Here is an 18,221-nt window from a genome sequence, read left to right on the forward strand (position 1 = left end):
CAAGCCATGGCCACCGTAAAACTGCTTTCCGACGACGAGCTCTCGGCGGAGGCACGCGCCGTCTTCGACGACATCCGCAAGACGCGGAACTCGGACTTCGTCAACAATTTCTGGCGCGCGCTGGCGCATGATCCGAAGACCCTGCGGCGGACCTGGGGAGAGCATCAAGGAGGTGATGGCACCCGGCGCGCTCGACCCGAAGGTCAAGGAGATGCTCTACGTCGCCGTCTCGGTGGCCCACGGCTGCAGCTATTGCATTCACTCGCACACCGCGAGCGCCCGCGCCAAGGGCATGACCGACGCCGAATATCAGGAAATGCTGGCAATCGTCGGCATGGCCGCCGAGACCAACCGGCTGGTCACGGCGCTTGGCGTGCCGGTCGACGAGGCCTTCCTCGTCGATGCACCTGCGGGACGAAGCCAGGAGCCGTGACGCTCCTGCCTGTCCCGCGGATGAGTGATGTCACGAAATGCGCTCAACGTCGGATTTGAGGACAACCAGGAAACGGGCAGCTTCGCCGCCCGTCACCACCCGATGATCGAAGGTCAGCGATAGCGGCAGCGTGCGTCGGACCGCAACCTGCCCGCGAAGCGCGACCACGCGCTCCGAAATCCGCCCGGCGCCGACGATCGCCGTCTGTGGCGGCACGATGATGAGATTAGCAAACCGGCCTCCGATCATGCCGAAGTTCGACAACGTGATCGTCGCACCGCGCAGTTCCCCCGGGGGTATCGCGCGCGCGATTGCGTCGGCTCGCAGACGGTCGAGTCCGGCCCGCAGGTCCGATACGCTCCGCTCCGCGACATTGCGCAGCACGGGGACGATCAGGCCGCCGCCGGTGTCGACAGCGATGCCGAGATCGATGCGCTCGATCAGGCGCCGTTCTCCCGTACCGGAATGATACCAGGCATTGAGCGCGGGCTCTGCCTTGCAGGCAGCGGCGATCGCCCGCGCCAGGCGGATTGTCACGTCCTCGCCCTGCCGCCAATCGTCGATGTCGGCTTCATCGGTGACCGTCGCGGGGACGATTTCCGCATGCGCTGCCGTCATGCGTTGGGCCATCGCGCGGCGCAAGCCGCGCAGCGGCTCGGCGGGTCCGCTGTGAGACATCCGCTTCGCCGCCCTCTCGACATCGGCCCGCGTGATGGTGCCGCCGGGCCCGGTCGCCTCGACGAGATCGAGCGCGACGTCAAGCTTGCGCGCAAGGGCGCGCACTGCCGGAAACACTTGGGCTCCCTGCCCGCTGGGCGGCGAGGCAGTTGCTGGCGCCGGCCGTTGCTCGCCGGTGTCGAGTTCGCCCACAATCGTGCCGGTGTCCTGCCCGGCGTCCTCGGCAAACTCGACGAGCGGCGCGCCGACCTTCACGATATCGCCCTTGGCACCGAACAGGCGCGCGATGCGTCCGCTCGACGGCGCCGGTATCTCGACCACCGCCTTGTCGGTCTCGACCGAAACGAGCGGCTGATCGGTCACGACGTGATCGCCCTCGTTGACGTACCAGGTGACGATCTCGGCTTCTTCAAGACCTTCACCAAGGTCCGGCAACGTGAACTGGCGCATGGCACAAGGTCCGTCGGTGTTCAGTTGTACTGTTGCGCCTTTCGGGCTGCGGTCACGATGCGTCCGACCGACGGCATGTAGCGTTGCTCGAGGCGGGCCATCGGAATGATCGTGTCGTAGCCGGTGACGCGGGTCACGGGTGCGAGCAGCGAGGACAGTCCGCGCTCGGCGATCATGGCCGCGATCTCCGCCCCAAATCCGCCGGTGTGCGCGGCCTCGTGCACGATGACGCAGCGCCCGGTCTTTGTGACCGACCTGAGCACGGTGTTTTCATCGTAGGGCTTGAGCGTGGCGAGGTCGATAACCTCGGCAGCGATGCCCTCGTCGGCGAGCGCGTCCGCTGCGGCCATCGTTTCCTTCAGCATCGCACCCCAGCTGATCAGCGTGACGTCGCGACCTTCCCTCTCGACAAAGGCGCGATCCATCGGCAAGGCTTCGCCGTTGTCCTCGACCTCGCCTTTCACGGCGCGGTACAACCGCGTCGGCTCCAGGAACACCACCGGATCGGGATCGCGGATCGCGGCGAGGAGAAGTCCATAGGCGCGCTCCGGCGACGAAGGCACCACGACACGCAAGCCCGGAATGTGGGCCAGCATCGCCTCGGTGCTTTCGGAATGATGCTCGGGCGCGCGAATGCCGGCACCATGCGGCGTCCGCAGGACCATCGGACAAGTGAGCCGTCCCTGGGTACGGTTGCGCAGCCGTGATGCGTGGTTCACCAGCTGATCGAGACAGGGATAAATAAATCCCATGAACTGGATTTCGCCCACGGGCTTCAGTCCCTGCGCGGCCATGCCGACGCAAAGCCCGCTGATCAGGAGTTCGGCAAGCGGCGTATCGAGGACGCGCTCCGGACCGAAGCGCTCCTGCAAGCCGACGGTCGCGCGGAAGACGCCGCCATTGACGCCGACATCCTCGCCGAGCACGACCACATCGGGATCATCCGCCATCGCGCGGCCGAGCGCCAGATTGATGGCTTCGACCAACGTGAGTTCAGGCATCGTCCTCTCCTGCAAGTTCGCGACGCTGCGCGGCATACGCCTCGGGCAGATCGGCATAAAGGTTGTCGAACATGGTTTCTGCTCGGCGTGGCGGCGTCTTCAGATAGCGCTCCACCGCCGCCTCGATGCGCTCATGGCACTCGGCGGCAAGCCGCTCCTCATCCGCCTTGGTCCACATCTTCTGACCCACAAGATAGGACCGGAGGCGCGCGATCGGCTCTTCCTTCCAATGCGCCTGGACTTCTTCGGCCGAACGATAGCGCAATGCATCATCTGACGTCGTGTGATCGCCGAGCCGATAGGTGACCGCTTCGATGAAGTGAGGGCCCTTGCCGTCGCGGGCAGTGGCAATGGCCTCCTCGGCCGCGGCACGCATCGCCACCACGTCACTCCCGTCCACCTGCTCGCCGCTGAACCCGGCGCCGATGGCCTTCTGCGCCAGCGTCTCGGAACCCGTCTGCAGACGCAACGGCACCGATATGGCCCATTGATTGTTGGTGGCGACGAACACGAGCGGCAATTTGTGAACGCCGGCGAAATTCATGGCCTCGTAGACATCGCCTTTCGAGGTGGCGCCGTCGCCGAACATGCAGACGGCCACGCGCGGCTCCTTGCGCAACTTCAGGGCGTAGGCAACGCCGGCGGCATGCGGCGCCTGTGATCCGACGGGAACGCAGAACGGGAAATCGTGCACCGGACCGGAGAATTGATTGCCGCGTTCATCGCCGCCCCAGAACAGCAGGATCTCCTCCAGCGCGACGCCACGCCAGAGCAACGCGCCGTTGTCGCGATAGGAGGGCAACAGAACGTCATCCTCCCGCATCGCACTCGCAATCCCGACCGACACCGCCTCCTGGCCGAGCGAAATGGCATAGGTTCCCAGCCGACCGGTGCGCTGCAATGCAACAGCCTTTCGGTCGAACAGACGCAAGAGCACCATCGACCGGTAAAGTTCGACCAGCAGCTTGGCATCGGTGGCGAAGGCAGGAAGCGGCCGCTCTGTCGAGCCGTCGGGCGCGAGGTAATTGCGGCGGCGCACCTCAAAGCGCGCAATGACGGGGAGCTCTTCGTTTGCTCTTTTGCTGGCCACGCGCTCATTCCTGGAGCGGTTCTGCCTCCCACATTCAGTTATTTGGTGTTAGGGCCGCGACGATGCAATACCGTAGCAGCATCGCTCTTGGCGCACGCGTCAGCGGCCGGGTCGTAAGGATCGATCGACAGGATCCGTGGAACAGCGCCGCGACTGCGGTATAAGAGAGCATGGCAAATGGTCAGGTTGTCCTCGTAACAACTGCGCCGTTGGACGGCGGCCCGCCTGTTCGCTCGGTCTTCTTCGTGGCTGAAGGAGACGCGGCAAAGGCCACGGCCATTATTGCGGACATGATGGCCCCGAATGAAACGGTCGAAGCGTGGGGGCCGCTTCCCGAAGCAGCTGTCAAGGCGCTCGGGTTGAAACCCGGTGACTACACCCACAGCTGACTTGCATCGGATAGCTGCCCGGCGCGCGAAGGTCTGCGGCCGCATCCTTGCGCAGAGGGTGTGATCTTGACGCGGCGCCCTCGCTTACGCGAGGCCACCGCGGTCCCGATCACAACGCGGGGAGCCCTCTTTCTCGAGCAAGGGACATGGCGTAATCTGCAGCGAGCTGCCCTTAGACGGGACGGGCCGACGTCGCCGTTTGAAGGAACGGGCAGCGGTCAGGCCGTCGGCAGGCATCGCAGTCTGAAAGCAGCGCCTGCCTTATGTGGCGCTCCCTCAACTTCAACATGAAACAGGTTGGCCTGCCGCGCGCGCGGCAGACAAGGGCAGTGCTTAACCCTTGGAGGACGACATGGCGACATTCATATTGAGGATCGACTGGACCGACCAGGGAATTCGTAATGTCAAGGAAGCTCCCAAGCGCAGCCGAGCGGCGAAAGAACTCGCCAAGACGCTAGGTGTCGAAATCAAGGAGGTCTATCTCACCTCCGGCGAGCATGACATCCTTCTCCTCGCCGAAGCACCGCTCGGCGACAACATCACAAAACTCGCGCTTGCCCTCAGCTCTCTGGGAAACATACGGACTTGCACCTCACGGGCCTGGCCCGAGGCGGAGTGGACCAAGCTGATATCCGAGCTCCCGTAGCTACGTCGGATATCCCGATGGATCTCGACGCGGCCTGACTGACGGGCGCCGTCGCAGACTTGCCCCGGCGATCGGCGCGGGAGTGCGCGCATGCGCAGGACCAGCCGCGGCTTTGGTCGTGTGAATAAATAAGGATACGAAGGGCACGAGGGCGACGGCGCACGTCGTCGCCGGCGAGGCACCACGCGTTACTTATCCAGCCAGACATCCTCGAAGCGCAGATTGTTGTACTGGCTGTTGTCGTGCGGATGGAAATTCCTCACATAGGGCTGCCAGCAATTGCCGGCCGATGAGTGCAGGATGACCGGCCGCGCGGCATCGTCGACCAGCAGGTGCTCGATGTCGAACACGATCTTGCGGCGCTTGTCCCTGTCGACCTCGCGCGACTGCGCCGCCAGCAGCTTGTCGACTTCGGCGTTGCAATACTGGGTGTAGTTGCGCTCGGAGTTGCAGGAATAGTTCTCCACCAGATTGCCGTCGGGATCGTCGACGCTGACGCCGGTGACATTGAGGCCGATGGTGTAGTCCTTGCGCTGCAGCCGCGAGTACCAGCGCGGCGTGTCCAGAATGTCGAGCTCGGCCGTGATATAGATCTTCTTGAGCTGGTCGGCGAGGATCACCGCCGGGTCGCGATAGGTCGGCAGATTGCGGGTCTGGATCTTGATCGACAGCGGCTTGGCGTCGCTGTAGCCGAGCTTCTGCATGATCGCCTGCGCCTCGGCGAGGTTCTTCCCGGTATCGGGACCGTATCCCATCAGCGTCGACAGGATCTCCGGCGGCATGCCCCACTCGCCTTCGGGCTTGGCCTGCATCGCGCCGCCGAGCCTCCCGCTGCCTTCGAACAGGATGCTGTTGAAGGCCTTGCGATCCAGCGCCAGCGACATCGCCTTGCGGATATCCGGATTGTCGAACGGCGGATTGACGCGGTTGACCAGAAGATTGATCTGCAGATTGGTCGACGTCATCTCGCAGATCGCGTTCGGCGCCCGCGCCTTGACGTCCTTCATCAGGGGAATGCTGACGTCGGACGGAAAGGTGATGTCGTAGTCGCCGGTCGCGAACGCCAGCATGCGGGTGGCGCGGCTATCGATCGAGCGCACCGTGATCTCGTCGAGATACGGCCGGTCCTTCTTGAAGTAATCGGGGTTACGGACCAGACGGATAGAGTCGCCGCGCCGGAACTCGACGAGCTTGAACGGCCCGGTGCCGACCGGCTTGGTGCGCATCACCTGCTGCGGCACGTGGCAGGGATAGACAACCGAGAAGGCGCTGGCGAGCAGCGCCAAGAGACCTGGCTGCGGCTCGGTCAGCTCGAACGTCGCCTCGTCGTCGCCATTGACGCTGACATCCCTGAGCTTCGAGTACCAGACCTTGCGCGGGTTGCGCTTGAAGTCCGGTGTTTTGACGTCTTGGGTCTCGCTCTTGCCGATCAGCATCCGCCAGGTGCACTGCACGTCCTTGGCCGTGAACGGCTGGCCGTCATGCCACTTCACGCCGTGCCGCAGCTTGAAGGTAAGCTTTGTGTTGGTCTGGTCCCACGACCAGCTCTCGGCGAGATCGGGGATCACGGTGTCGATGCTTTCGTGCACCTTGGCCGGATCGAACACCACGAGGTTGTTGAAGACGGCCGCGAACGGCATCACCGAGGCGATGGTGGATTCCTCGAGCAGCGAGGTCGAGGGCGGGTTGTCGTTGTGATAGAGCCGCAGGGTGCCGCCCTTCTTCTGCGCCGATGCAGGGCTCGCGGCCAGCGCCGCGATACCCAATGCCACAATGCACGCGGCCAGTTTGAACGACATTCCCGCCTCCCGAAATTTCTTGTTGTCGTCGGTTGCAGGCAGTCGAGCACAACACCCCGCCCCTCGCAACGACGCAAGGCGAAGATCATTGCCGGCTGCGCGCCACGCAGAGCGAGACCGGAATGCTCGCGACCTCGATGGCCGGAACAGGGCGCCCGGACGGACCACCGCCGGGACCGGCGGCCCCGACCCGCGCGACCGGCCATCGCACGTCCCGTCACGGGGAATTGGGGTTGGATGCATCCTCGAAATTGGCTACACGTTTCCCGCCGAGAAACTCGGACCGTCTGAGGGCTTTAAATGACCTATTGCTGCGGAATTCTGGTGCGCGACGGGCTCGTCATGATCGCCGATACCCGCACCAATGCCGGCCTCGACAACGTCTCGACCTTCCGCAAGCTGCACATCTTCGAAAAGCCTGGCGACCGCATCATGGCGATCGCCAGCGCCGGGAATCTCGCGATCAGCCAGTCGGTGCTGTCGACCCTGACCGAGGGCATGGAAAATCCGGACACCGGCGAGCTCGAGACGCTGATGAACGCCCCGACCATGTTCCAGGCGGCGCAGCGGATCGGCCGCGCCATCCGCTCCGTGCACGCCACCGAGGGCGACGCACTGCGCGCCGAGGACATCTCCTTCGACGTCTCGTTCCTGTTCGGTGGCCAGATCAAGGGCTCGCGGATGCGCCTGTTCATGGTCTACACCGCCGGCAACTTCATCGAGTGCACCACCGACACGCCGTACCTGCAGATCGGCGAGCACAAATACGGCAAGCCGGTGCTCGACCGCGCCATGCATTACGACGTCGAGCTCTACGAGGCGCTGAAGACCGGGCTGATCTCGATGGATTCGACGATGCGCTCCAACCTCGGCGTCGGCCTGCCGATCGACGTGCTGGTGGTGCGCACGGACGCCTGCGAGGCCGACCTCAACCACCGCATCGAGGCCGGCGAGCCCTATTTCCACGACCTGCGCTCACGCTGGTCGGCGGCGCTGCGCGCGGCGCACCAGAACATTCCACGCCCCCCCTACAAGAACGAAACCGAAGCAAAAACCAAGTAAGAGGAAACTCGGATGACTGAGGCAACCAGCAAGATCGCACTCGTGACCGGCGCCGGCACCGGCGTCGGACGCGCCGCGTCGCTCGCTTTGATGGACAAGGGCTACACCGTGGTGCTCGCCGGGCGCCGCATGGAGATGCTGGAAGAGACCGCCAAGCTCGGCCCCGCCGGCAAGAGCCTGTGCGTGTCGGCCGACATGGCCAATCCGGCCGCGATCGCAGCCCTGTTCGACAAGGTGAAGGCGACCTATGGCCGGCTCGACGTGCTGTTCAACAACGCCGGCATGGGCGCGCCGCCGGTGAACTTCGAGGATCTGCCGCTCGAGCAGTGGCAGGCGGTGGTCAACACCAACCTCACCGCGCCGTTCCTGTGCACCCAGCACGCCTTCCGCATCATGAAGGACCAGAAGCCGCGCGGCGGCCGCATCATCAACAACGGCTCGATCTCGGCGCATGCGCCGCGGCCGTTCTCGGCCGCCTACACCTCGACCAAGCACGCCATCACCGGCCTCACCAAGTCGTCCAACCTCGACGGCCGCATGTATGACATCGCGGTCGGCCAGGTCGATATCGGCAATGCCGCGACCCCGATGACCGACCGTATGGTCAACGGCCCCGGCGTGCTGCAGCCGGACGGCACCACCAAGCATGAGCCGCGCATGGACGCCAAGGCGGTCGGCGACGCCGTGGCCTACATGGCCGGCCTGCCGCTCGACGCCAACGTGTTGTTCATGACGGTCATGGCGACCAAGATGCCGTTCGTCGGCCGGGGCTGATCTTCTCCTCCCTGCTTGCGGCAGGACCCTCACGACGGCCGGCCGGGCTTGTCCCGGCCGGCCGGCGCCGGGGCACGCTGCCAAATTATCGAAAACAACCCCATGCAAAGGAGCCGGCAGCTGCCGGCGTTCGACACGGCAACTTGACACGTCGGGCAAATCAGCGATACTTTTCCATTATTCCGAAATCATGAAAAGCTTGCCCCGGGGCTGATCTTCCCCTTCTCCCCGCGCGCGGGAGAACGTCGGGATGAGGGGGAGTCTCCACGAGGATGGTGAGAGACAAACGCGCGGAGAGTCCCCTCACCCGGATTGCTGCGCAATCCGACCTCTCCCCGCAAGCGGGGCGAGGTAAGGGAAGTGCCCTACTCCAGCTTCTCGACGTCCCGCAGCGTCGGGAACAGCTTCATCCAGAGCAGCGCGACCGCGACCGTGGCGACGCCGCCGAGCACGGCCGACGGCACGGTGCCGAGCAGCGCCGCGGTGACGCCGCTCTCGAACTGGCCGAGTTGGTTCGACGCGTTGATGAACAGGAAGTTCACCGCGCCGACGCGGCCGCGCATCTCGTCGGGGGTGGCGAGTTGCACCAGCGAAAAGCGGATCACGACACTGATCGTATCCGCGGCGCCGAGCACCGCGAGCGCCAGCGCCGACAGCCACATCCAGTGCGACAGCGCGAACACCACCGTCGCAACGCCGAACACGATCACCGCCTGGAACATGCGCATGCCGACGCGGCGGTTGATGGTGTGCCGAGCCAGCACCATCGTCATCAAGAGCGCACCGACCGCGGGCGCAGCGCGCAGGATTCCGAGGCCGAGCGGACCGGCTTGCAGGATATCGCGCGCATAGATCGGCAGCAGCGCGGTGACGCCGCCGAACAGCACCGCGAACAGATCGAGCGAGATGGTGCCGAGGATTGCCGGATTGCTGCGAACGAAGGTGACGCCGGCAAACAGGTCGTCCGACGACCCGCCGTTCTTCACCGGCGCCTGCTGCAGCCGGCCGATGCCCCCGGTCAGCAGCGCACCGAACAGCCAGAACACCATCATGATGCCGTAGGGCGCGCCCGGCATCAGGGCATAGGCGAAGCCGCCGAGCGCGGGTCCGGTGATGGTCGCGACCTGCGCCGCGCCGCTCGAGATCGCGGTCGCCCGCTGCAGCGAGCCTTGCGGCGCGATCAGCGGCAACAGCGCGGCGGTCGCCGGACTCTCGAACGCGCCGGCGATCCCGAGCACGAAGGTCGCGACGAAGATCTGGATCTCGGAGATGGTGCCGGCAAAGGTGCTTCCGGCGAGAAACAATGCGGTCAGCGCCTCCGCGATCTGGCAGGCCTGCACCACGCGCTTGCGCTCGAAGCGGTCGGCGGCGTGGCCGGCGACGAATACCAGGAGCGCCGTCGGCAAAAACTGCACAAGTCCGACCATGCCGAGGTCGAACGCGCTGCCGGTCAGATTATAGATCTGCCAGCCGATCGCCACCGCGCCGATCTGGCTGGAGAAGCGCGACAGGCTGCGCGACGACAAGAAGAACAGGAACGGTCTGTGGCCGAGCAGATCGCGGGCGCCGGCCGGCGTGGCGGAGGACATGGATGATTGCGTGGCCGAGCGCCTGCAACTTGTCAATGGATACGAGATGAACGCGCAACAGCATTGCGCTGCGCGAGGCCCCTGCCCATAATCCCGCGAGAGTTCTTGGGGGCGTGATGCTGCAGTTGCAATCGGCGTTCGGCGTGGTGGCGTTGCTCTTGATCGCCTGGGCGCTGAGCGAGAATCGCCTGAAGGTGTCGCTGCGCCAGGCGGCGATCGGGCTTGTCGTCACGATCGTCACGGCTCTGGTGCTGATCAAAGTGCCGCTGGTGACGCAGGCCTTCGGCGCGATCAATGACGCCGTCGGCACCATCGCCGCCGCGACGCGCGCCGGCACTGCCTTCGTGTTCGGCTATGTCGGCGGCGGCCCGGCGCCGTTCGATCCCAAGGCGCCCGGCTCGGATTTCATCCTCGCCTTCCAGGCGCTGCCGATCGTGCTTGTGATGAGCGTGCTGACGACGCTGTTGTTCTATTGGCGCGTGCTGCCGCCTGTCGTGCGCGGCATGGCCTGGATCCTGGAGCGCACGCTCGGCGTCGGCGGCGCGGTCGGGCTCTCGACCGCGGCCAATATCTTCCTCGGCATGGTCGAAGCGCCGCTCTTCATCCGCCCCTATCTCGCACAGCTGACGCGCTCCGAATTGTTTCTGGTGATGACCGGCGGCATGGCCGGGATCGCCGGCACGGTGCTTGTGCTGTACGCCACGCTGCTGGCGCCGCTGATCCCGGATGCGGCCGCGCATTTCGTCATCGCCTCGGTGCTCGGCGCGCCGGCCGCTATTTTAGTGAGCCTGATCATGGTGCCGGAAACGTCCGGCAAGCGCACCGGCGGATCGCTCGACAATCCCGATATCCAGGTGTCGTCGACGATGGACGCCATCGTGAAGGGCACGGCAGCCGGGCTCGAGCTCTTGATGAACATCATCGCGATGCTGCTCGTGCTGGTCGCGCTGGTGTATCTGGCAAACGCGATCATCGGCCTGCTGCCGGAGATCGGCGGCGCGAAGATTTCGCTGCAGCGCCTGCTTGGTTACGTCATGGCGCCGGTGTGCTGGCTGATGGGCCTGCCCTGGCCGCAGGCGATCACGGCCGGAAGCCTGATGGGCACCAAGACCGTGCTGAACGAGTTGATCGCCTATGTCGACCTGTCGAAGCTCGGCCCCGACGCGCTCGATCCGCGCTCGCGGCTGATCATGCTCTACGCGATGTGCGGCTTTGCGAACTTCGCGAGCCTCGGCATCATGATCGGCGGCCTCGGCATCATGGCGCCCGAGCGGCGCGACGAGATCAACGCGCTCGGGCTGAAGTCGATCGTCTCGGGCACGCTGACGACCTGCCTGATGGGCGCGATCGTGGGGATGCTGACGCAGCCGTAGTCGCAGTAGCCCGGATGGAGCCAACGGGTCGCGCGATGACAGGCTCCGCGCAATCCGGGGCGGTGCTGACGCGGTGAAGCTCCCTGCCAAGCGGATCATTGTTGGGCCGGCCGACGGCGCGGGCGCACGTAGCCGCGCATTGAGCCGTCGCTTGCAATAACGCGATGACAGGGGATCGATGGGTCGTCATTCGTGCGCATTATGGCACCGACCGCGCGCGCAGCCTTCGGATTGCCGGCTTTAGCAGCGACAGCTTTGTACGTCATGGCCTTCCCCTTTGGGATCTTGCGCACGATGTCGCGGACCTTATCTGAAAAGGTTTTCATAAATCGAGTGTAGCAGATTTCTCAGAGGGTTTTCGCCATTTTACTTGCGGTTGGACGAGCGCGTCGCGTTGGCACGGAAGATTCGACCGGACGTGCCGGTGTTAGTTTCGAAGTGCGCGCCGCCGTCTTAACATTGCGGGGCAGCTATTGGCCCCTAGCGTCGTTTGCCGCGCAGTGCCGGCGTGGACGCAAACGGAGCATTGCGGACATCGACCGGCGGCTCCGCCCGATGCGATTCGACGTGAATGACCCGCTGTGGACATTGCCATACTTCTGAGGTGACTTTATCCGCTGACCCCCATAGTTCAGCCGAGGAGAATTGTCGGGTCTCGCGACGACCGGATGTCAGAGTTCGCCTTAGCCGAAACCAGATATGCTCTGAGCGGCGAGGTCAATATCGCCTGTCAAGTGATGGGTGAAGGACCTATCGACATCATCATGGTTCTTGGTGGGTTCTCGCACGTCGATTTTCAGCACGAAACGTCCGGATATACGGCATTCTTGCAGCGGCTTTCAGCCTTTGCGCGTGTCACTACATTCGACAAAAGGGGCGACGGACTATCCGACCGGATTCCGCTGCTCCTTCCCTTGAGCAACGCATGGACGACGTTCGCGCCATCATGGATACAACAATTGGCGCATCACAAGCGGTGATCATGGGGAATTCCGAAGGCAGCGCGATGAGCGCACTGTTTGCAGCCACCTATCCTGCGCGGGTATCGCGGCTGGTGATTTTCGGCGGCTTCCGGGTCGCGAGCAGTTGGCGAATGTGATCCAACACGGGGCGATAATTCAGCTTCTTCGCTGCCTGCGGGCCTTCCTCGCAAAGGTCACCCGCGAGCGCGAGGACCTTGCCGACCGTCGCGCCCAGCATTGTCTTCACAGTTGGGTAGTTGCTCCGTATCCACGCAGAAAGAGCAAACCCAGAGCCGGTGGCGCCGCCTACGTCGATCAGGGCGACTTCAATACAGTGTTTCCCGCCTTCGAGGCATTCACGTGCCTCATCGTGTTGAGTTGCTTCCATCACGCGATAGCCGCACTCACGAAGGTACTCCGCCAGCGGATGGCGCACGAGCACGTCCTGCTCGACGATCAATACAGTTGTTGCTTGCATGCTTACTACAGCGCCGGGCCGAGCATCTCCGCGATCAGCATCGCGATCTGCCTGGGATCGTAGGGCTTGCTGATGAACCTACCTACGCGGCTCGCTGCGCTCTCCAATTCTGTGCTTCCAGAGGCAACGAGGATAAGGAGCATCGGTTGCATGACGCGGACCTTCCCAGCCAACTCCAGACCATCAAGGGTTCCGGGCATCCGGATATCGGTTATCAGCGCGTCAATCCGCTCGCCTGATGAGATGTAGTCCATCGCGTCATCGGCGGTCCTCGCCTCAATAACCTCAAACCCCGCGCCTCGAAGCTGCTCAGCTACGTCAAATCGGATGAACCATTCGTCCTCCACGAACAAAACCCTGATCCGTTCGCTCTTTTGCTGCGCTTGGGGGACCATCGTTGGCTCCTCGGATGCTGGTCAGCCAACCTACAGAGGGGCGCAACGTTCCAAGCCATTGAGTTCTTTTGCTAATTTGGCGTCGTGGCGGGAACATTCTCGGCCGACCGCCGACCTACAGCGGCGGTTGATGACTGCTTATGGCCCGTTGCGACAGCTCGTTATGCCCATCTCGTCGTTGCTCTGTTGACATCAGTGTTTCGTGGGCCATTGTTCCCGATTCCAATGTTTGCTTTGTTGATCGCCATGGGCACTGTTCGAGAAGTAAAAGGCGATTTTCCGCGGGCTGAGGGCGAAGCTGCCGCACTCATCCGGTCTTTCGACTGGTCCAGCACCAGCTTGGGACCAATCGTTGGGTGGCCAACGCACCTCAGGAGCGCGGTGAGCCTTATGCTGCCGGCCAAAGCACAAATCGTGCTGTTTTGGGGAGCCGAATTTGTCGCTCTCTACAACGACGCCTATGCTCCTACGATAGGTCAGAAGCATCCAAAGGCACTTGGGCGACCAGCACGCGATAATTGGGCCGAGCTGTGGGACGATTTAGGACCGCTTCTCAGGCGCGTCCTCGACACCGGCGAAACAGTCTTCGCGAAGGACCGCCCCTTCTACATTGAGCGGCACGGCTACCCAGAGACAGTTTATTTCGACATCTCGTATTCTCCAGTTCAGAACGAGGCTGGCGAAACTGGCGGTGTACTCTGCATCGTTAGTGAGACTACCGAACGTGTAATTGCGCAAGAACGCCAACGGTTGCTCGCTCGGGAGGCAAACCATCGCGTGAAGAACATGTTTGCCGTTTTCCATGGCATCATAAGTCTGAGCGCTCGGTCAGCCAGAACTCCGCAAGAGATGGCTCAATCGTTACGAGGCCGTCTCGACGCTCTAATGCAGGCCAAGGACCTAATCCGTCCTGGAATCATGGGTACGGAGGCGCATAGCGAGCGAACGACGGTGGGAGACGTGGTGCGAACGGTCTTGCGGCCGTATGAAGATGACGCGTCCAGCGAACGCATCATGGTAAGAGGACCAGCTGTCCCCGTGGGTGCTATGGCCGTTACAAGCCTCGCACTCGCGCTGCATGAAACCACTACGAATGCGGCCAAGTATGGGGCGTTGTCGGAACCAACCGGTTCAATAAACATCGCATGGGACACGCAAGGCGGGGACTTGCATCTTGAATGGGAAGAGACAGGCGGCCCAGTGATTGTTGCTGCGCCTTCGGCAAAGGGTTTTGGGAGTGTGCTTGCGGAGCGCAGCATTGCCGCTCAACTGGGCGGCAAGGTGGAATATGATTGGTTACCGAGCGGGCTCAGGTTAAGGGTTTCGATTCCTTTGGATCGTCTTGCAGTCTGATTGCGGGGATAGTCTGTTTCGGGCTACTTGACGCCGCTCCTCCAATAGCGCCGACAGAATAACTGTTGGTGGTCTCATTCACTTTGGAACGTCGGCAGTTGGCCCATCGCGACATCTTGCGTTGCCGCACGAACTTGGTCGCTATCGGGGCAAAGCGGACGTAGAGTCACGCCGACGGTTTTATGGGTACACAGCCCTAGCTAGAAAATCGTCATGCCCGGGCTTGACCCGGGCATCCATCGACCAAGGAGAATCTTGCGAAGCAAGCTGGATGGCCGGGTCAAGCCCGGCCACGACGAGTGCGTGAGCACTACGCCTTCAGCTCCACCGTCTTGAACTCGGCCGGCAGGATCACTTCCAGCAGTTCGACGTCGTCGGAATAGTCCAGGATCATGTGCCGGATGCGCGGCGGCTGGGTCCAGGCACTGCCTTGCTGCATCAGCGTCTCGCCCTCGCCTTCCATGTAGGTCTTCACCCAGCCCTTGAGCACATAGACCATCTGGAAGTCGACATCGTGGAAGTGCAGCTTCGACACTTCATCGGGATTGCACGGTCCCTGCAGCCGGATGACATGTGCCTGCGCGAGGCCATGCGACGCGGCTGATATGCCGAGGTCGCGGTACTTGGCGTAGGCGCGCAGCCCGTCGGCCTTGAAGTCCTCTTCGCGGTGATGGCTGATCGCGACGCGCTGCTTCGGCCACGCCTTGGCTGCGGCTTTCGGCGCGCTCTTCTTGGCCGCCGGGACGCGGCCTTTCGACTTGATGGTCTTGCGCGCGGACGATTTCGCGGACGTCTTCTTGGCGCCTGCGCCAAGCCCCGACCATTTCTTCTTCACCGCGGTCTTGGCTGCCGATCTTGATGCCGTCTTCTTGGCCATTGTTTCGCCTCCCGTCTTTTTGTGACGGAGAGAGGCTAACACAAGTCGCGCGCCGCGAGGCGAGCAAAGGCGCAGAGCCGCGCCCTGCTACGTTTGCTGATCAATGCAGCCGGAACACGCCGTCGACGGCACGCAGCTCGGCCGGCTTAACCAGCTTGGAATGCGCCACCGTCACCGAAAACAGCGGGCCTTCGAGCTTCGCCTGCCAGAACGCGAGGAAATCCTGCAGCGCCGGAAATTTCGGAAACAGGTCGTAGTTCTGCCAGACATAGGTCTGCAGCAACGAGGGGTGATCCGGCATCCGATAGAGGATTTGCGCCGTCGTCAGCCCGTACCCCAGCAACTGCTTCCGGAAATCGTCGGAAACAACCCCACCAACTCGCGAGACCATGCCAACCTCCTGTGACGGAGCGCATTCACGTGGTGGCCGACCTCCCCCGCCGGACCACCGGCAATGGATGCGCTCACATGAGAGAAATGTGACGCACGCGACTAACCCATCTCAAGCCTAAATGTTTAATAGGTTGTTGAAATTTCTTGCGTTGGCAGCAGCTTACCGCATCTGCTAATAGCCCCGGCAACCCCTCTTGGGCGGCATTAAGGATGCCGAAATGATCTCGGCATCCTCTTGGCAGGCGGTACTCACGAGTGCCAATTTTTCTGCTAGAGGCACTTGCCCGCCGCCAAGGCTTGGCCTATCTCCTGCCCAACCAGTCTGGCACTCGCTGGACTGGACTGCTAACTCTCCAAAAATCTAGAGCATCTACAAATGTTTAGGAGGACTGCATGAAATTCCGTCCGCTTCACGACCGCGTCGTGGTCAAGCGTATCGACGCCGAAGAGAAGACCGCTGGCGGCATCATCATTCCGGACAGTGCCAAGGAAAAGCCCTCCCAGGGCGAAGTCATCGCCGTTGGCCCGGGCGGCCGCGATGAAGCTGGCAAGCTGATCCCGATCGACGTCAAGGTCGGCGACCGCGTCCTGTTCGGCAAGTGGTCGGGCACCGAGGTCAAGATCGACGGCGAAGACCTGCTGATCATGAAGGAAAGCGACATCATGGGCGTGCTCGACGTCCCCGCTTCCAAGAAGAAGGCGGCCTAAGCGCCTCCCTCCCTCCCAGGTTAAATCTCTCAAGGAAAAACTCAGATGGCAGCTAAAGAAGTCAAATTCTCCGTCGAGGCGCGCGACAAGATGCTGCGCGGCGTCGACGTTCTCGCCAACGCGGTGAAGGTCACCCTCGGTCCGAAGGGCCGCAACGTGGTGCTCGAGAAGTCGTTCGGCGCTCCCCGCATCACCAAGGACGGCGTCACCGTCGCCAAGGAGATCGAGCTCGACGACAAGTTCGAGAACATGGGCGCCCAGATGGTGCGCGAAGTCGCCTCCAAGTCCGCTGACGCGGCCGGCGACGGCACCACCACGGCAACCGTGCTCGCCCAGGCGATCGTGAAGGAAGGCGCCAAGTCGGTCGCCGCCGGCATGAACCCGATGGACCTGAAGCGCGGTATCGACCTCGCGGTCGAAGCCGTCGTTGCGGACCTCCAGAAGAACTCGAAGAAGGTCACCTCGAACGAGGAGATCGCCCAGGTCGGCACCATTTCGGCCAATGGCGATGCCGAGATCGGCAAGTTCCTCGCCGACGCCATGAAGAAGGTCGGCAACGAGGGCGTGATCACGGTCGAGGAAGCCAAGTCGCTCGAGACCGAGCTCGACGTCGTCGAGGGCATGCAGTTCGACCGCGGCTACATCTCGCCCTACTTCGTCACCAACGCCGACAAGATGCGCGTTGAGATGGACGACGCCTACATCCTGATCAACGAGAAGAAGCTCTCCTCGCTGAACGAGCTGCTGCCGCTGCTCGAGGCCGTGGTGCAGACCGGCAAGCCGCTGGTCATCGTCGCCGAAGACGTCGAAGGCGAAGCTCTCGCCACTCTCGTCGTCAACCGCCTGCGTGGCGGCCTGAAGGTCGCGGCCGTCAAGGCTCCGGGCTTCGGCGATCGCCGCAAGGCCATGCTGCAGGACATCGCGATCCTGACCGGCGGCCAGGCCATCTCGGAAGACCTCGGCATCAAGCTCGAGAACGTCACGCTGCAGATGCTCGGTCGCGCCAAGAAGGTGATGATCGACAAGGAGAACACCACGATCGTCAACGGTGCCGGCAAGAAGGCCGACATCGACGCCCGCGTTGCCCAGATCAAGGCGCAGATCGAGGAGACCACCTCGGACTACGACCGTGAGAAGCTGCAGGAGCGTCTCGCCAAGCTCGCGGGCGGCGTCGCGGTGATCCGCGTCGGCGGCGCGACCGAGGTCGAGGTGAAGGAGCGCAAGGATCGCGTTGATGACGCGATGCATGCGACCCGTGCGGCTGTCGAGGAAGGCATCGTCCCGGGCGGCGGCGTCGCCCTGCTCCGTGCCTCCGAGCAGCTCAAGGGCCTGCGCACCAAGAACGACGACCAGAAGACCGGCGTCGAGATCGTGCGCAAGGCGCTGTCGGCTCCCGCTCGCCAGATCGCGATCAACGCCGGTGAAGACGGTTCGGTCATCGTCGGCAAGATCCTGGAGAACAAGACCTACAATTACGGCTTCGACTCCCAGACCGGCGACTATGCCGACCTCGTCAAGAAGGGCATCATCGACCCGACCAAGGTCGTGCGCACCGCGATCCAGAACGCTGCCTCGGTTGCCGCGCTCCTGATCACCACGGAAGCGATGGTTGCCGAGCTGCCGAAGAAGAACGCCGGCGGCCCCGCGATGCCTCCGGGCGGCGGCATGGGCGGCATGGACTTCTAAGCGACGAAGTCGTCCCGGACGCGGTGCAGCGCGAAGCGGTGCACCGCAGAGCCGGGATCTCGCTCAACGACAACGAAATCGGGAT

At 63.2% G+C, this 18,221-nt stretch carries 19 protein-coding genes and 1 pseudogene; 10 read left to right on the plus strand and 10 right to left on the minus strand.

All coding sequences use genetic code 11. From position 1 onward, the window contains the following. The first annotated feature begins 6 nt into the window (after window positions 1-6). Window positions 7-433, plus strand: a pseudogene (locus tag ACVMB1_RS17795) (carboxymuconolactone decarboxylase family protein). A 30-nt stretch (window positions 434-463) separates the two neighbouring features. Here ACVMB1_RS17795 and ACVMB1_RS17800 read toward each other — a convergent pair. Genes ACVMB1_RS17800 through pdhA form a run of 3 tightly spaced genes read right to left on the minus strand, consistent with a single transcriptional unit; the run spans window position 464 to window position 3,652 of the window. Next, window positions 464-1,561, minus strand: a complete 1,098-nt coding sequence (locus tag ACVMB1_RS17800) for a dihydrolipoamide acetyltransferase family protein (protein ID WP_076830210.1) — start codon at window positions 1,559-1,561, stop codon at window positions 464-466. A gap of 20 nt (window positions 1,562-1,581) precedes the next feature. Then, on the minus strand, window positions 1,582-2,562 hold the full coding sequence (locus ACVMB1_RS17805) for an alpha-ketoacid dehydrogenase subunit beta (protein WP_057019116.1): 981 nt from the start codon (window positions 2,560-2,562) through the stop codon (window positions 1,582-1,584). After that, the gene (gene pdhA, locus ACVMB1_RS17810; RefSeq protein WP_194295386.1) at window positions 2,555-3,652 is read right to left on the minus strand and encodes a pyruvate dehydrogenase (acetyl-transferring) E1 component subunit alpha; all 1,098 of its coding nucleotides are present in this window, start codon (window positions 3,650-3,652) and stop codon (window positions 2,555-2,557) included. Before pdhA ends, ACVMB1_RS17805 begins: the two co-directional genes overlap by 8 nt. A gap of 170 nt (window positions 3,653-3,822) precedes the next feature. Between pdhA and ACVMB1_RS17815 the strand changes: the two genes are divergently transcribed. Further along, window positions 3,823-4,041: a hypothetical protein gene (locus ACVMB1_RS17815; protein ID WP_057019099.1), complete on the plus strand. Its 219-nt coding sequence runs from the start codon at window positions 3,823-3,825 to the stop codon at window positions 4,039-4,041. A 352-nt stretch (window positions 4,042-4,393) separates the two neighbouring features. Then, window positions 4,394-4,687, plus strand: a complete 294-nt coding sequence (locus ACVMB1_RS17820) for a GYD domain-containing protein (protein ID WP_026192964.1) — start codon at window positions 4,394-4,396, stop codon at window positions 4,685-4,687. A gap of 188 nt (window positions 4,688-4,875) precedes the next feature. Here the strand turns inward: ACVMB1_RS17820 and ACVMB1_RS17825 are convergent, their stop codons facing one another. After that, entirely contained in the window at window positions 4,876-6,486 is a 1,611-nt protein-coding gene (locus ACVMB1_RS17825; protein ID WP_076830213.1) for an ABC transporter substrate-binding protein, read from the minus strand. Window positions 6,487-6,786: 300 nt separating this feature from the next. On the opposite strand from ACVMB1_RS17825, the gene ACVMB1_RS17830 reads away from it, so the two are divergent. Both ACVMB1_RS17830 and ACVMB1_RS17835 read left to right on the plus strand, forming a co-directional pair. Next, window positions 6,787-7,548 (plus strand): hypothetical protein, encoded by a 762-nt coding sequence (locus tag ACVMB1_RS17830; RefSeq protein WP_057019101.1) that lies wholly within the window; start codon window positions 6,787-6,789, stop codon window positions 7,546-7,548. Between the two features lie 12 nt (window positions 7,549-7,560). Beyond that, window positions 7,561-8,322, plus strand: coding sequence for an SDR family oxidoreductase (locus ACVMB1_RS17835; protein ID WP_016846385.1), 762 nt, complete (start codon window positions 7,561-7,563; stop codon window positions 8,320-8,322). A 365-nt stretch (window positions 8,323-8,687) separates the two neighbouring features. On the opposite strand, the gene ACVMB1_RS17840 is transcribed toward ACVMB1_RS17835, so the two are convergent. Then, complete coding sequence (locus ACVMB1_RS17840; protein WP_253623742.1) at window positions 8,688-9,911, minus strand: MFS transporter; 1,224 nt, start codon at window positions 9,909-9,911, stop codon at window positions 8,688-8,690. A gap of 116 nt (window positions 9,912-10,027) precedes the next feature. Between ACVMB1_RS17840 and ACVMB1_RS17845 the strand changes: the two genes are divergently transcribed. Beyond that, window positions 10,028-11,284: a NupC/NupG family nucleoside CNT transporter gene (locus tag ACVMB1_RS17845; protein WP_253623741.1), complete on the plus strand. Its 1,257-nt coding sequence runs from the start codon at window positions 10,028-10,030 to the stop codon at window positions 11,282-11,284. 95 nt (window positions 11,285-11,379) lie between these two features. Here ACVMB1_RS17845 and ACVMB1_RS17850 read toward each other — a convergent pair whose 3' ends face one another. Then, on the minus strand, window positions 11,380-11,610 hold the full coding sequence (locus ACVMB1_RS17850) for an MGMT family protein (protein WP_076830218.1): 231 nt from the start codon (window positions 11,608-11,610) through the stop codon (window positions 11,380-11,382). Window positions 11,611-11,952: 342 nt separating this feature from the next. Here ACVMB1_RS17850 and ACVMB1_RS17855 point away from each other — a divergent pair, with 342 nt between their 5' ends. Continuing rightward, window positions 11,953-12,264, plus strand: coding sequence for a hypothetical protein (locus tag ACVMB1_RS17855; protein WP_076830221.1), 312 nt, complete (start codon window positions 11,953-11,955; stop codon window positions 12,262-12,264). A gap of 49 nt (window positions 12,265-12,313) precedes the next feature. On the opposite strand, the gene ACVMB1_RS17860 is transcribed toward ACVMB1_RS17855, so the two are convergent. Both ACVMB1_RS17860 and ACVMB1_RS17865 read right to left on the minus strand, forming a co-directional pair. Further along, window positions 12,314-12,724 (minus strand): response regulator, encoded by a 411-nt coding sequence (locus ACVMB1_RS17860; protein WP_076830224.1) that lies wholly within the window; start codon window positions 12,722-12,724, stop codon window positions 12,314-12,316. Between the two features lie 5 nt (window positions 12,725-12,729). Continuing rightward, window positions 12,730-13,119, minus strand: coding sequence for a response regulator (locus tag ACVMB1_RS17865; protein ID WP_076830227.1), 390 nt, complete (start codon window positions 13,117-13,119; stop codon window positions 12,730-12,732). 390 nt (window positions 13,120-13,509) lie between these two features. Between ACVMB1_RS17865 and ACVMB1_RS17870 the strand changes: the two genes are divergently transcribed. Further along, window positions 13,510-14,472, plus strand: coding sequence for an HWE histidine kinase domain-containing protein (locus tag ACVMB1_RS17870; protein ID WP_244558904.1), 963 nt, complete (start codon window positions 13,510-13,512; stop codon window positions 14,470-14,472). A gap of 310 nt (window positions 14,473-14,782) precedes the next feature. Here ACVMB1_RS17870 and ACVMB1_RS17875 read toward each other — a convergent pair whose 3' ends face one another. Together ACVMB1_RS17875 and ACVMB1_RS17880 are read right to left on the minus strand one after the other, a co-directional pair. Further along, window positions 14,783-15,349, minus strand: a complete 567-nt coding sequence (locus ACVMB1_RS17875) for a cupin domain-containing protein (RefSeq protein WP_076830233.1) — start codon at window positions 15,347-15,349, stop codon at window positions 14,783-14,785. 100 nt (window positions 15,350-15,449) lie between these two features. After that, window positions 15,450-15,740: an usg protein gene (locus tag ACVMB1_RS17880; protein WP_026192965.1), complete on the minus strand. Its 291-nt coding sequence runs from the start codon at window positions 15,738-15,740 to the stop codon at window positions 15,450-15,452. A 395-nt stretch (window positions 15,741-16,135) separates the two neighbouring features. Between ACVMB1_RS17880 and groES the strand changes: the two genes are divergently transcribed. Both groES and groL read left to right on the plus strand, forming a co-directional pair. Next, window positions 16,136-16,450 carry a co-chaperone GroES gene (gene groES / locus ACVMB1_RS17885; RefSeq protein WP_021077770.1) on the plus strand — a complete coding sequence of 105 codons (315 nt, stop codon included), beginning with the start codon at window positions 16,136-16,138 and terminating at the stop codon, window positions 16,448-16,450. 45 nt (window positions 16,451-16,495) lie between these two features. Next, the gene (gene groL, locus ACVMB1_RS17890) at window positions 16,496-18,136 is read left to right on the plus strand and encodes a chaperonin GroEL (RefSeq protein WP_076830236.1); all 1,641 of its coding nucleotides are present in this window, start codon (window positions 16,496-16,498) and stop codon (window positions 18,134-18,136) included. Window positions 18,137-18,221: the final 85 nt, after the last annotated feature.

It is taken from the genome of Bradyrhizobium sp. USDA 4504 (assembly GCF_054063995.1).